The sequence below is a fragment of the Microbispora hainanensis genome, from assembly GCF_036186745.1.
GTDB lineage: Bacteria > Actinomycetota > Actinomycetes > Streptosporangiales > Streptosporangiaceae > Microbispora.
On sequence record NZ_CP108086.1, the window covers coordinates 5999194 to 6012728 of the forward strand.

The 13535-nt window shown below is 68.7% G+C and carries 11 protein-coding genes; 8 read left to right on the forward strand and 3 right to left on the reverse strand.

Going from position 1 to position 13535, the window contains the following annotated elements; translation table 11 throughout:
• Positions 1–3 precede the first annotated feature (3 nt).
• The 4 genes from OHB01_RS27705 (at position 4) to OHB01_RS27720 (ending at position 3448) form a co-directional block, all read left to right on the forward strand.
• A complete protein-coding gene (locus tag OHB01_RS27705; RefSeq protein WP_142648777.1) occupies positions 4–1392 on the forward strand; it encodes a cellulose binding domain-containing protein in 1389 nt (462 codons plus the stop codon).
• A 210-nt stretch (positions 1393–1602) separates the two neighbouring features.
• On the forward strand, positions 1603–2460 hold the full coding sequence (locus OHB01_RS27710) for a universal stress protein (RefSeq protein ID WP_142648776.1): 858 nt from the start codon (positions 1603–1605) through the stop codon (positions 2458–2460).
• Positions 2461–2584: 124 nt separating this feature from the next.
• Positions 2585–3070, forward strand: a complete 486-nt coding sequence (locus tag OHB01_RS27715) for a DUF6194 family protein (protein WP_142648775.1) — start codon at positions 2585–2587, stop codon at positions 3068–3070.
• A gap of 69 nt (positions 3071–3139) precedes the next feature.
• The gene (locus OHB01_RS27720; protein WP_142648774.1) at positions 3140–3448 is read left to right on the forward strand and encodes an MTH1187 family thiamine-binding protein; all 309 of its coding nucleotides are present in this window, start codon (positions 3140–3142) and stop codon (positions 3446–3448) included.
• A 24-nt stretch (positions 3449–3472) separates the two neighbouring features.
• Here OHB01_RS27720 and OHB01_RS27725 read toward each other — a convergent pair whose 3' ends face one another.
• Positions 3473–4165 carry an endonuclease V gene (locus OHB01_RS27725; RefSeq protein ID WP_142648773.1) on the reverse strand — a complete coding sequence of 231 codons (693 nt, stop codon included), beginning with the start codon at positions 4163–4165 and terminating at the stop codon, positions 3473–3475.
• A 90-nt stretch (positions 4166–4255) separates the two neighbouring features.
• Complete coding sequence (locus tag OHB01_RS27730) at positions 4256–7216, reverse strand: immunoglobulin-like domain-containing protein (RefSeq protein WP_168066068.1); 2961 nt, start codon at positions 7214–7216, stop codon at positions 4256–4258.
• A gap of 788 nt (positions 7217–8004) precedes the next feature.
• On the opposite strand from OHB01_RS27730, the gene OHB01_RS27735 reads away from it, so the two are divergent.
• On the forward strand, positions 8005–9348 hold the full coding sequence (locus tag OHB01_RS27735) for an Ig-like domain repeat protein (RefSeq protein WP_168066066.1): 1344 nt from the start codon (positions 8005–8007) through the stop codon (positions 9346–9348).
• 171 nt (positions 9349–9519) lie between these two features.
• Here the strand turns inward: OHB01_RS27735 and OHB01_RS27740 are convergent, their stop codons facing one another.
• Positions 9520–10287, reverse strand: coding sequence for an IclR family transcriptional regulator (locus OHB01_RS27740; RefSeq protein WP_142648770.1), 768 nt, complete (start codon positions 10285–10287; stop codon positions 9520–9522).
• Between the two features lie 263 nt (positions 10288–10550).
• Between OHB01_RS27740 and OHB01_RS27745 the strand changes: the two genes are divergently transcribed.
• From OHB01_RS27745 to OHB01_RS27755, 3 genes are all read left to right on the forward strand, one after another.
• On the forward strand, positions 10551–11690 hold the full coding sequence (locus tag OHB01_RS27745) for an ABC transporter substrate-binding protein (RefSeq protein WP_168066064.1): 1140 nt from the start codon (positions 10551–10553) through the stop codon (positions 11688–11690).
• 201 nt (positions 11691–11891) lie between these two features.
• On the forward strand, positions 11892–12704 hold the full coding sequence (locus OHB01_RS27750) for a carbohydrate ABC transporter permease (protein WP_222709616.1): 813 nt from the start codon (positions 11892–11894) through the stop codon (positions 12702–12704).
• Positions 12704–13534: a carbohydrate ABC transporter permease gene (locus OHB01_RS27755; protein ID WP_142648767.1), complete on the forward strand. Its 831-nt coding sequence runs from the start codon at positions 12704–12706 to the stop codon at positions 13532–13534. Before OHB01_RS27750 ends, OHB01_RS27755 begins: the two co-directional genes overlap by 1 nt.
• Position 13535: the final 1 nt, after the last annotated feature.

The window sequence follows — 13535 nt, forward strand, 5'->3', positions numbered from 1 at the left end:
CCGATGACCGGCCGCCCAACCTCCGTCCGACGCCGCATATGGGCGGCAGCCGTCGCCGCGGTGCTGCTCACCGCCTGGCCCGCCGCGTCACCCGCCGGCGCCGTCGACGATCCGCCCGCGCCGGTGACCGGCAGCGCCACCTACTTCGACGCCCTCGGCTCGCCGTACGGCGGCTGCGGGCTGCCGCAGTCGGAGCTGGACTCGCAGGACTTCGTCGCGCTCAACGTGTACGACACGCCCGGCGACTACTCCTTCTACCCCCGGCCGCTCACCGGCGCGAACGCGTCCAAGGCCGGGCTGTGGAACAACGGTCTCAACTGCGGCCGGTATGTGCAGGTGACGATCTCCGACTACTGCACCGGCGTCAACGACGGCGCGCCCGGCCAGGCGTTCTGCCGCAACGGCTCGTGGGTCTCCGACGCGTACAACGGCGCGACGCTCACCATGCTCGTCGCGGACAGCTGTGGCGACTCCAACGGCTGGTGCCGCGACGACCGGTATCACCTGGACCTGTCGAAGCCGTCGCTCAACAAGTTCGTCAAGAACGGGGCGCCGGTCGGGGACATGTACCCGAACCACTGGAACAACCGCCACGTGACCTGGTCGTTCGTCCCGGCGCCCGGCTACAGCGGCGACATCAGGATCGGGTTCATGAAGGGCGCGCAGGCGTGGTGGCCCGCGATCGCCGTCTCCCACCTGCCCAACGGCATCCACGGAGTGGAGTACTACGCCGACGGCACCTGGAAGCAGGCCCAGATGAACTCCGACATGGGCCAGTCGTACATCATCGGCGGGGTCACCCAGGGCGCGACGCAGTTCCAGATCCGGGTGCGCGACGCGTCCGACGCGCTGCTGAACGGCGGCCGGGTCTACAGCTTCTCCCTGCCCGCGTCCTGCGGATCGCAGTGCGGCGCGGACTACACCGCGGCGAGCTACACCACGACCACGCCCAGCGGCTCGCCGTCCCCGTCGCCGTCGGCGTCTGCCTCGGCCTCCCCTTCGCCCTCGGCGTCCCCGTCCGCGTCGCCGTCGGCCTCTCCTTCCGCGTCCCCCTCCCCGTCGCCCAGCCCCAGCCCGTCGCCGTCGGCGAATCCGGGCACCTGCCAGGTGACCTATCAGGTGGCCAGCTCCTGGCAGGACGGCTTCACGACGAACGTCACCGTCAAGAACACCGGCACGACGACCTGGCAGAACTGGACGGTCACCTGGGACATGCCGTCCGGAGTGAGCCTCGTCAGCGGCTGGAGCGCGACCGTGACCGCCGGCGGCACCCGCTGGACGGCCAAGGCGCCTTCGTGGGCGACGAACCTCGCGCCCGGCGCGTCGGCGAGCTTCGGCTTCCAGGCGTCCGGCCCCTCCTCACCGGGGGCGAGCGGGTTCACCTGCTCCTGAGTTCTGCTCCTGACTCTCGGGCCTGCTCCCGGCTTCCGTTCCCGACCTCCGGCCGGCGCGCGCGCCTCGTCGCCGCGCGAGCCGGCCGCGTCATGCCCGCCCATGAACCCTGACACGGGGAGGAGAAAGGTCCCGCCGGGCGGGGACCAGCGGCCCTGCCCCGGACGTCGCGCGGGCGGTCGGATGGAGGCAGGAGCACAAGGAGGAGCCATGGCCGAACCCGTCATCGTCGGCACCGACGGATCACGCCCCGCGGCCGCCGCGGTGGAATGGGCAGCGGGCGACGCGGCACGCAAGGGCCTGCCGCTGCGGATCGTCCACGCGGTGGACCGCCTGCCGTACGAGATCGCACGCTATCCCATCCCGATCGAGGACCAGCTCGACCGGGCCGGCCGGCGGATCCTGGAGGAGGCCGAACAGGCCGTGCGCGAGACCCACCCGGCCGTACGCGTGACCACCGCCATGATCGAGGGCGACCCGTCCCGGGTGCTGCGTCAGGAGGCCGGGAACGCCGCGGAGATCGTGATCGGCAGCAGGGGCCACGGCGGGTTCACCGGCATGCTCCTCGGGTCGGTCGGCATGCACGTCGCCGGTCAGGTCGACGTCCCCGTCGTCGTGGTGCGGGCCGGGGTGTCGGCGCCCCACGGGCTTGTCGTCGTCGGCGTCGACGGCTCCGACGAGGCCGCCACCGCTCTGACCTACGCGTTCGAGGAGGCGCGGCTGCGCGACTGCCGCCTGCTCGCCGTGTATGCCTGGCAGCTTCCCGTGCACCCCTTCGCTCCCGAGATCGCGTACGACGTCGACGAGGTGCGCAAGGCCCAGGAGGACTACGTGGCGGGGGCCCTGCGGGCCCACCGGGACCGGTATCCCGACGTCGCCGCCGAGATGCGGGCCGTCTGCGGGCATCCGGTCACCGCACTGGTGGAGGCGGGGGAGAAGGCCGACCTGCTCGTCGTGGGGTCGCGCGGGCGCGGCGCCGTCGGAGCGGCGGTGCTCGGCTCGGTGAGCCGGGCGGTCCTGCACCACGCGCACCGCCCCGTCGCCGTGGTGCGGGCTCCCCGGAGCTGAGCGCGGAGGTTCCACCCCCGACTTGAGGGTTGACGCACGGTCGTCAGCGGATTTCCCGGAAAAGCCTTATAAAGGACTTGAATGAGAAACTTGAAGGAGGAATCCAGCGAGAAAAGGACCTCGTGTGACCGAGAACGACGTCATCGCATTCGTGTCCGGCCTGCCGGGTGTCGTCGCCTTCACCGCCGCGGAGGACAACGGCGCCCCGCAGGCGGCATGGGGAGACACCTTCTTCTACTACGACCCCGACGACGAGCCGGCCAACCGGAAGATGCCCTTCGCCACCATCGTCGTGAAGGACTACGAGGGGTTCGACACCGCCTCCGACCTGAACCGGCCCGGGGTGTTCCGGGTCAACATCGGGGTCGGCCGCGCCGTGTTCGAGGAGCTGCTCGGTTATCCGCCGGCCGCCCACGCCGACCACCACGAGGCGCTGGACTACCGCGTGCCCGACCGGATCCTGCCGCATCCCCTGTACGCCACCCAGTCGTGGGTCTGCGTGCTCAACCCCGGCGACGGCACCGCCGAGCAGGTGCGCGCTCTCCTCACCGGCGCGCACACCCGCGCGGCCGCCCGCCACAGGACGGGCGAGTGCACCACCCGGGCGTGACCCCCGCGCCCGCCGCCGCCCGGTGGCGGGTGTTAGCGTGGCCGGGGATGCGATCTCCGAGGAGGTTCCATGTCGGTTCTCGTCGCGTTCAGCGTCACGCCGATCGGCGCCGGTGAGGACGTCGGCGAGATGGTGGCGGAGGCGGTGCGCGTGGTCCGCGCGTCGGGGCTGCCCAACCGCACCGACGCCATGTTCACCACCATCGAGGGCGAGACGTGGGACGAGGTGCTCGCCGTCGTCAAGGACGCGGTCGCCGCCGTGGAGGCCCGCTGCTCCCGCGTCAGCCTGGTGCTCAAGGCCGACGCCCGCGCCGGTGAGGGCAGGCTCGACGCCAAGGTCGCCACCGTCGAACGCCACCTGGCCGAAGGCGCCTCCTGACCCGGGCCGGGGCGTGGGCCACGGTCAGGTGATGGCGGAGGAGCCGGCCAGGGCGGCCTTCAGCGCCGAACGGGACAGGTGGTCGGCGGCGCGCGTCGTCTCGGGAAGCCGGTGACGCGGGGTCAGGGCCAGCACGTCGTGGCAGGCGGTGTCGAGGTCGACCCGGTGGCCGACGGAGACGAAGACCGGCTTCACGCCGTCCTGGGTACGCAGCACCCGGCCGACCACCTGGCCGTCCAGAAGCAGCTCGCTCCACGAGCCGCGCTCCCGGCAGGGCGGCTCGAAGGAGCCGACGAAGGCCGTCTTGCCGACGCCGATCGTGGGCAGGCCGGTGAGCACCCCGAGGTGGCAGGCGAGGCCGAACCGCCGGGGATGCGCCAGGCCGTACCCGTCGCAGACGATCAGGTCGGGCGTGACGGTGAGCCGCTCCAGCGCCTCGACGAGGCTGGGCAGCTCGCGGAAGGCGAGCAGGCCGGGCACGTAGCCGAAGGCGGGTCGTCCCGGCACCGTCACCTGCTCGACCACGTCCAGGCTCGCCCCGTCGAGCACCACGACCGCGGCGGCCAGCAGGTCGCCGGCGTAGGCCACGTCCACCCCCGCCACCAGGGCGGGGTCGCGGGGGCCCGGGCCGGTCAGGTCCAGCCTGGGCCGCAGGGCGTCCTGGATCGCCTCCGCCTCCTCCGCCGAGGCCGGAGCGGCGATGGAACAGACCTTCATGCCGGGAACGATAGACGCCGTGGTCGCCGACCCGCACAGGGCGCTCGTGGCGGGCCGGCGAGACGAGGTCGCCGGCCCGCCACTCGCCGGCTATCGCACCGTCAACTTCTGGTAGTCGGCGGCGTGGGGCCGGTAGGTCGGATTGCCGGAATAGGCCACGTGGACCGGGTAGACCCCGCGCTGCAGATCGGCGGTCCGCAGTGTGACGACGGCCTCGCCGTCCGCCAGCGGCACGACCTGCACGGTGCCGCCGAAGGTGACGGTGACCTCGCCGGTCGGGGTCGGAGCGTTCTTCTTCTGCCCGCCCGCCGGACCGACGGTCACGTCCAGCGCGAACGTGTTCCCGCGGACGACCGACGCGGGCGCGGTTTTCGCCTTGACCTTGACGGCGTTCTGGCCGGACGGCACCTGGAACGACGCCGTGCCTTCCGATGCCTTCAGGTAGTCGAAGCCGAGGTACTCGGCCTTCACCGTGCGGGCACCCGCAGGCAGATCCGCCGGCAGCGTGACCGTGGCCGTGCCGTCCTTCAGGTGGGCGAGCTTCGACCACGAGCCGACGCTGAACCGCACCTGACCGCCGGTCTCGAACCCGTCGGCCGCCTCGACCGTGGCGGTGGCCGTGGTCGTCTGGGCCCCGGTCGCGTACGGCTCGACAGCCACCTCGGTGGTGGTCGTGACGTCGCTGTTCGGGATCCCGCGGATGTCGTTCCACTCGCGGAGGGTGATTGGGATCACGGTGCCGTGCCGCGGACGGGCCACGCCCGCGTTGGTCATCGTGAGCGCCTTGGCGTTCCAGGTCGGAGCCTCGATGTTCTCGTGGCATGCGGCCTGGTATCCGCCGCCGTTCGTGTACCGGTCACCCCAGAGGTAGAACTGGCCGGGGCAGGAGGTGTCGCCGGGGTTGGCCTTGAAGATGATCGGCCCTTCGTACCCCTGGTTGGCGACCCACGTCGTGCGCCCCAGAGCCGGAGCGACCAACGTCCAGTGGTCGATGTCGCTGTCCAGGAAGTCGGTGTGCTTCTCCGAGAAGATGTCCGAGCCCTGGTTGCCGGCCTCGTTCTTCGTCACGCGGTAGTAGTAGTCGCCGACGCGTATGGCGGTCGTGTCGATCCGTGACAGCGGGGCCGGGTTCTGCCACACCTGCGGATCCGAGAACGTCTGGAAGTCGCGCGTCGTGGCGTACCACATCTGAGCGTTCCCCTGACCGGTGCGGTTCACCGGGTCGTTCCACAGCGACTGTGCCCAGAAGACGGCGTAGGCGCCGATCTCGTCGACCCACAGCGACTCGGGTGCGAAGGCGTTGCCCGCGTTGTCGGGCGCGATCTTCACGTGTCGCTGGGGAGTCCAGTGCACGAGGTCGTGCGACTCGAACACCTCGATGTACTGGGTGTCGTTGATGGCGTATCCGCCCTGGTCGTACCAGTTCAGATCGGTGGCGATCATGTAGAACGTGTCGCCGTCGGGGGAGCGGACGATGTGGGGGTCACGAAGGCCCTGGTCGCCCAGCTGCGAGATGAGCGACGGCCGGCCTCCGGTCAGACCGGTCCAGTCCAGGGCGGTGTTCCCGTTGGACGTCGCGAACATGATCTGTTCGCCGTCGGCGATCCCCTCGCCCTTGAAGTACCCCATGAAGTACCGCTCGTACTCCTCGGACCGGGGCATGGCGGTGATGGTCACCGGGAACGACTTCGTCTTCGAGGCCGAGCCCTTGGTGATGGTCGCCGTCAGGACGGCGTCGACGTCCGCACGGCCGAAGGCGGGGCGGGTCACCTCACCCGTCGGGGTGATGAGGTCGGTGGTCGACTTCCAGGTGATCGCGGAGCCGAACTCGCCGGTGGCGGGGAGGTCGATGTTTCCCCGCACGTGGTCGGCGGCGTGCAGGGTCAGGTCGGATGCGTCACGGTCGACCGCCTGCGCGTCGTCGAACTCGGCCTTCACCACGATGGGAATCTCCCGTGTGGTGACCTCTTGGGCGCCCTTGCGGACGGTCGCCGTGAGCGTGGCCGTCGCGTCGGGCCGTCCCCGCGCGGGCCGGGTGATCTTGCCGATCACCGCGACCTTGCGTGCGCTGGGGAGGGCCGGCGGGGTGCGGACCTCGACGACCGACGGGTCAGAACTCGTCCACGTGATGGCCGAGCCCGCCACGGAGCCCACCTTGGGCAGAACGATGTCGCGTACGATCGCGCTGGTCAGACCGAGATCGATGGCCTCGGCGTCGGCGCGCACGCCATCGGAGACGGTCCTTTCCGCCAGGGCGAGTGTCTCGTCGAGGCTCACTGCCCGGTCGTAGACCCGGAAATCCCGGATCGTTCCGCGGAACGAGTAGTGGCCCGACGTCTGCGAGCGGGCGAGGAAGTTGCAGTTGGTCCCCGCGGCGTTCAGCGACGGCGGTGTGGTCAGGTTCGTCGCCGTCGCGTGCAGCACGCCGTCGAGGTAAAGCCGGCCGGTCCAGCTCGCGCCGTTCGCGTTGAGCGACTGGGTGTAGGTGACGTGCGTCCAGGCTCCCTCGGGCATGCGGACCCGATTCTGCTGGAGGTTCGCCGAACCCACCGCGATGCGGAACCGCTGGGTGTTGGACGCGAAGATGGAGCCCTGAGCGCCGGTGTCGGCGTCACACGAGCCGGACTTCGCGCCGAAGCTCCACATCTGGTGCTCGCCGACGTTCGCCGGGTCGATCCACACGTCATAGTCGACGGTGAGGTTCGACATGCCGGCGGTGATGTCGTCCGGCAGAGCCACGTACGCACCGTCGAGTGCGCTCTCGTAAGAGTCGGGGTTGAACCTGACTCCATCGCCGGTCAAGGTCGCCTTTTCCGGATGCACGAGCGTGGCGTTCGCCGCCGGGCCCGCGCTACCCGAGTTGACCAGCGTCGTCCCACTGGTCTCGTCGAGGGCGAAGTGGTGCACCAGGCCCTCGTCGAGCTGCTCCTCGGCAGCCTGTGAAGGCGTCGCCGCGAGCGAGACCGAGAGAAGCGCACCCAGCGCCAGGCCCGCGACACCTCTCCCCGTTCGGCCCGGTCTGCGACGCGATCCTTGCTGTCGCGATCTCAATCGATTCTCCTTGATCCGGTCGCCGTGGACACGTGAGGCACGGCCCTGTCCGGGGCGGGGCCGGCCGCGGGCGCGGAGAGGCGAAGCCCGGAAAGAGTGGTCAGCGTGCCGAGGCCAAGCGTGATCAGGCCCCGTCGAGCGCCCCGATGGGACGAGGGCAGCACAGGCAAGGGTCACCTCGCTGTCAGTTGTGGGGGGACGGCGTGAACTGGGGGTGTTGGTCCATATGACGCAGGTGTCCGGGTCTTGAATGCCGACCATAACCTTCGGGCGCAGCGAAAGATAGCGCTAACATGAGCAAACTTTGTGAGTCAATAGATGAAAGTCGCTCTGGACTAGGCTAAAGATCTCGGCCGGGTCGTGGCTTCGTCGCGGTCAGTGCAGATCGAGGACCTGCTGCCGATCGAGCGGGGCGCGCTGCATTGCGTATGCTGCAACGCCTGAAACCTCATATGCAATTTTCTCTTGACATCGTTGAGTGCCCACATACGATCACGGCAACGGTCAGGTCCGATTCGTTACGTCTGACCACATTTCACTCTCGGAGGGAGAGCAACGTGCAGGTCGCCTATCCCCATCGTTCGCCGAGGACCCAACGAGGTAGAAGGCTGAGGTCGCTTCTGGCCGGCCTGACTGTCGCGGCCGCAGTGACGGGAGTGGGGGTGTCGGCGCCTCCGGCCTCGGCGGCACCGGCGAAGCCGCTGGGGCCGACCCTGGTCAAAACCGACGCACCCCCGACCGGGTACGCGGTGACGTTCCGATACCAGGCACCCGCCGGTGTCGACAGCGTGCAAATCTACGGTGACTGGTTCTTCGCTCAGCCCGACAACGTCGGTGACAACCACGCGCCGTCACAGTGGCAGCCGGGCGACACCGCGGCCACTCCCTGGCGCATCCTGCCCATGCAACTCGGCGCCGACGGGATATGGGAGATCACCGTCCCGTTACCCGCCGGAACGTTCCGCTACGCCTTCACCCACGACTGCACCGACGTGGAGGCCACCGGCTGCGCCCTGCACGACGACCCGGCCAACCGGTGGGAAGTGCAGCCCCAGTACCCGAGCGCGCCGGGTGCGGTGCGCAGCACGATCTACGTGCCGGGCAGCAAGAAGTTCCCCACCTACGACAACGGCTACCAGGCGCCGGTCAAAGCCCATGAGGCCGGGAAACTGGAGTCGCGGCGGTATCCGTCGCCGCTGTCGACCAACCCGGCCGGGGTGCATGACATCGTCGTCTACACGCCGCACGGTTACGACCCCAACCGGGCGACGCCCTACCCCACGCTGTATCTGAGCCACGGCGCCGGGGACAGCTCGATCGCCTGGACGATGCAGGGCGTGGCCCACCACATCGTGGAGAACGCCATCAAGGACGGCGTGGCGCAGCCCATGGTGGTCGTGTCCACCGACTTCAACGGCCTGCCCGGTGGCAATCAGGGGTATGCCGACGAGCTGCGCAACAACGTCATCCCGTTCGTGGAGCAGAACTACCACGTCTCGACCCGGCCGGAGGACCGCGCGTTCGGCGGGTTCTCCGCGGGCGGGAGTCGTGCGTTCACCATCATGTACGACAACACCGACCTGTTCGCCTACGACGCCGCCTGGAGCATCGGCGGGCCGGCCGCCTCGCAGGCGCAGATCGACCGCCTGAAGACGGTGCCCGGCGGCCTCCTCTTCGGCACCGGACGGCAGGACGGCACCAGTGCCCAGAGCCTGCACACGCGCGCCGAGGCGTTGCGGTCCGCCGGCGTCGAGATCAAGGAGTACTACGTCGACGGCATGCACACCTGGCATGTCTGGCGTCCGATGCTCGACTTCTATCTGCGTGACGTGGCGTTCCGCACCACCACGACGGGCCTGGACGTCACCGCCGCGCCCGCCGGGAACTCCCACAACGTCAGGCTCACCGCGACCGCCGCGGTGGGCGCCGTGACCGCCAACGTCGCCTCCCCGACCGGCAAGGTCGAGTTCTACGCCGGTGACACCCACCTCGGATCCGCGCCGGTCAAGAACGGTGTCGCCACCTTCCGCAAGGCCGTCGACCGCGCGCTTCTCGACAACCCCGTCGTCGCCCGCTACCCGGGCGACAAACTGTTCAACGCATCACAGAGCACGCAGGTGACCGTCGACTGATCTGATTCATCCCGCCGATCCGGCGAGGCCTTGCCGTGGCGCCTCTCACCTGCGGGGACGCCACGGCAAGGCCTCCGAACGATCCGAGCCCGCGGCCTGGGGAGGTCTTGGGAGAAGTCGGCGTGTCAGGCCAACGCCGACGGCACCTCGAAATGCTCCACAGGCCGCGACTCAGCTCGCCGACGGCGGCTCCGGCGTGTATCCGGCCTCTTCCGAGATCAGCGCCGCGGTCTCCAGCACCAGCGGAAGTTTCTCCTTCAACTGGTCCAAGGTCTCGATCACCTCGATCGCGGTGACGGAGACGGCGGCGACGACCTTGCCCCGGGAATCCCTGACCGGTGCGGCCACGCACATGACGTAGGCGTCGTGCTCGCCGTTGTCGACGGACCAGCCCTGCTCGCGGACCTGGGCGAGTTCGGCTTCGAAGGAGTCGCGATCGGTGATGGTCGTGTCGGTGTGCCGCTCGAACGTGACGTGCGCGAGCAGGCGATCGCGGTCCTCTCTGGGGAGGTAGGCGAGGATCGCCTTTCCGACGGCGCTCGCATAGAGTGAGACGGCCCGGCCGATCCGAGACGGTAGTTTCACCGCGTCGAACGCGGGGCTGTCGACCTTGTCGATATAGATGATCTCGTCGCCGGTCAGCTGCGCCAGGTGGACGGTATGGCCCGTCTGCCGCTGGAGCCGGCGCAGATGCGCGGACGCGAGCTGGCGCAGGTCCATCGAACTGAGCGCAAGCTCGGACAGTTCGATGAGCCCGCTTCCGAACACGTAGGTCCCCGCTCCTGTCTTGCGTACGAACCGTGCGGCCTCGAGCGCTTGCAAGATCCGCAAAGCCGTGGACTTGTGGACGCCGAGCACGTCCGAGGCCTCTGTGAGCGTCAGCGGATGCTCCGCTGCCACCCGGATCAGGTTGATCGCACGCTGGATGGATTGTGCCACTACTGCCCTCCCTGCGTTGCACTATGCGCAATGTAGAGCATAGGGCACGCAACCGTGCACTTCTTGACAGCGTTGCACATGTCGCTACGATCGTTGCAGAAAACGGCGTTTCGGGGGGAACGAACGGTTGGAAATGGGAGTAACTAATGGAGCAACATCGCGTTCGCCGTAGCCTGGCTGTGGCGACCAGTCTCATCTGTACGGCCGTCGCCTTCCTGAGTGGTTGCGGCTCTGACAGTGATTCCGGCAGCGGATCCGGCGGCGTGACCACGCTGACCTTCGCCGCCTCGACGTTCGGCGACCCCGGTCGCGGGCCGCTGCTCACGGAGTGGCTCGAAGACTTCAACAAGAGCCAGAGCGCGATCAAGGTGTCCGCCGCGGCGGTGCCGTACCCGACCTTCGGCCAGACCGTCCTGACCCAGATGGGCAGCGGGAAGGGGCCCGACCTCATCCGCTTCGACATGCCCGAGTTCGAGGCCGCCTCGGACGCCGGCCTCATCGCGCCGCTCGACGACCTGATCGACGTCAGCAAGTATGACCTGCTCAAGCAGCCGGACCAGTTCATGGTCCACAACGGCAGGCGTGACGGGATCATCTTCGAGGCGTCGAACTACGCGATGTTCTACAACGCCGACCTGATCCCGAAGCCGCCGACGACCTACGAGGAGTTCGTCAAGACGGCGAAGTCGCTGACCAAGGGCGACGTCTACGGCCTGGCGTTCCGCCAGACGGAGGCCGAGGAGGCCGGTGTCTGGCAGGACATCTTCAACTACGTCTACGGTTTCGGCGGCAAGTGGTCGGACGGCAAGAACCTGACCATCAACTCGCCCGAGAACCTCAAGGGCCTGCAGGCGTACAAGGACCTGTACGACGCGAAGGTGATCCCGCGTGGCGCGGACGCGGCGACGTTCCGCCGCATGTTCGCCGAGGGCAAGGTCGGCATGGAGCTCAACAACGGTGGCTACGTGACCGCGACCCGCGGCCAGAACCCCGATCTGAACTTCAGCGTCGCGCCCATCCCGTTCCCGGTCCGCAGCCAGGGTGCGATCCTCGCGCCCATCGTCATCAACGAGGCGAGTCCGTCGAAGGAGGCGGCCGCCACCTTCATCCGCTGGGCGCTCGAGCCGGCCAACCAGGTGAAGCTGCAGGAGATCCTCGGCGCGAGCAGCGTGGCGACGGTCACCCAGCGAAGCGCCGAAAAGCTCAAGGAGACGCCGTTCCTCAAGGTGTTCGACGACCTCACCGAATCGAGCCTGCCCCAGATCGTCCTGGGATTCGAAGCGAAGACGCCGGACATCCGCAAGATCGTCGTGCAGAACGTCATCGCGGCGCTCCAGGGCACGGTCGACCTGAAGACCGCGCTGGACCGCGCCCAGGAGCAGGCGACCCAACTGGTCGGTTGATCGGACGAGACCGCCGGCGCGAGCACGCCTCGCGCCGGCGGCGTCCTACCCGTACAAGGACCGAACGCGATGACTGTGCAGAAACAACAGCGAACCTCAGGGTCTCGAACCGAGACCCGGCGTCGAGGCAGCCCACGGGGGAGCAAATGGACCCCCTACCTCTTCCTGGCGCCCGCCGCCGTCTTCATCCTCGTCTTCCAGGTGGTTCCGCTGGTTCAGGAGATCTTCCTGAGCTTCACGCGGACGTCGCTGCTGAATCCCACGCACAGCACCTGGGTGGGGTTGGACAATTTCTCCCACATCTTCGGTGACAAGGACTTCCGCCGCACCCTTCTCACCACCTTCATCTACGTGATCGTGTGTGTTGTCGGCGCGGTGGGATCCGGGCTCGCCGTCGCCCTGCTTCTCAACAAAGGATTCCGCGGCAGGGGGTGGGCGCGCGCGCTGGTCACCATTCCGTGGGCGGCGCCCGGCATCGCGGTCGCGCTCATCGCGACGTGGATGCTCAACCCGGACTACGGGATCGTGAACCGCTTCCTGGACGCGGTCGGCCTCGGCGTCCCGGGCGGCGCCATCCTCGACAGCCCGACGTACGCCCTCCCGGCGATCCTCGCCACGACCATCTGGCAGCTGTTCCCGTTCACCTCGGTGGTGCTGCTGTCCGCGCTGCAGTCCGTGCCCTCGGACCTGACCGAGGCCGCGACGGTGGACGGCGCGGGGCGGTGGTGGACCTTCCGCGCCGTCACCTGGCAGGTCATCAAGCCCACCATCGGACTGCTCGCCATCCTCATGACCATCTGGTCGCTGCGGCGGTTCGAGCTCATCTGGCTGATGACCAAGGGGGGACCGGTCGGCGCGACCGAGACGCTCGTCATCGACCTCTACTCACAGGCCTTCGACTCCAAGCAGCTCGGTTCCGCGGCGGCGATCGGCATGGTCGGCGTGGTCGTGTCGCTCATCGTCGTCGCCGGCAGCCGGTTCGTCGCCCGCGCCGCCGAAAGGGAGGCCCGCTGATGAGGCCGCTTCGCATCGGTCTGACCCTGCGCATCCTCGGCGTTCTCGTCGTGCTCGGCGTCGCCGTCTTCCCCCTGTACTGGATGATCGTCACGGCGCTGTCGAGCAACTCGGATCTGTTCGCCGCGAAGGCTCGGCTCGTCCCCGACTTCTCCCATTTCGGGGTCTTCATCGACGCGCTGGCCGAAGGCAAGGCGCTGGGCTGGCTGCGTAACAGCCTGGTGATCGCCGTCGGCACGACGGTCCTCTCGATCGGGCTCGGCATTCCGCTCGGCTACGCGCTCTCGCGGTTCTCGTTCTGGGGCAAGGCCGTCGTGACCGTGCTTCTGCTGTTCACGCAGATGCTTCCCGAGGCGCTCATGGTCGTGCCGCTGTTCTCGCTCTTCCGGCGGTTCGGCCTGCTCGACTCCCTGGGCGGCCTCATCCTGGTCAACTCCGCCTTCGTCCTGCCGATCGTCGCCCTCATTCTCAAGGGTGCGATCGACGGCATACCGCGCGCGCTGGAGGAGTCCGCGCGTGTCGACGGAGCACGGCCGCTCACGGTGCTGACGCGCATCAACGTGCCGCTGATCGCGCCGTCCATCGCGGCCACCGCGGTCATCGCGTTCTTCCACGCCTGGAACGAGTACGTGTTCGCCGTGACATTCATCTTCACGCCCGGGAAGCAGCCTGCCTCGGTGGGGATCGCGAACTTCATCGGCGAGCTGGGCACGCCGATCCAGACGGTGATGGCGGTCGCCTTCATGTTCACGCTGCCCGCCGTCGTCTTCTACCTGTTCGCGCAGAGGCATGTGGTGGCCGGCATGACCGCCGGCGCCGTGAAGGGGTAAA

Coding starts and splice junctions, on each gene's coding strand:
- OHB01_RS27710 (WP_142648776.1), top strand. CDS start 1,603: ATGGCCGAACCCGTCATCGTCGGCACCGACGGATCACGCCCCGCGGCC.
- OHB01_RS27720 (WP_142648774.1), top strand. CDS start 3,140: ATGTCGGTTCTCGTCGCGTTCAGCGTCACGCCGATCGGCGCCGGTGAG.
- OHB01_RS27725 (WP_142648773.1), bottom strand. CDS start 4,165: ATGAAGGTCTGTTCCATCGCCGCTCCGGCCTCGGCGGAGGAGGCGGAG.
- OHB01_RS27755 (WP_142648767.1), top strand. CDS start 12,704: ATGAGGCCGCTTCGCATCGGTCTGACCCTGCGCATCCTCGGCGTTCTC.
- OHB01_RS27705 (WP_142648777.1), top strand. CDS start 4: ATGACCGGCCGCCCAACCTCCGTCCGACGCCGCATATGGGCGGCAGCC.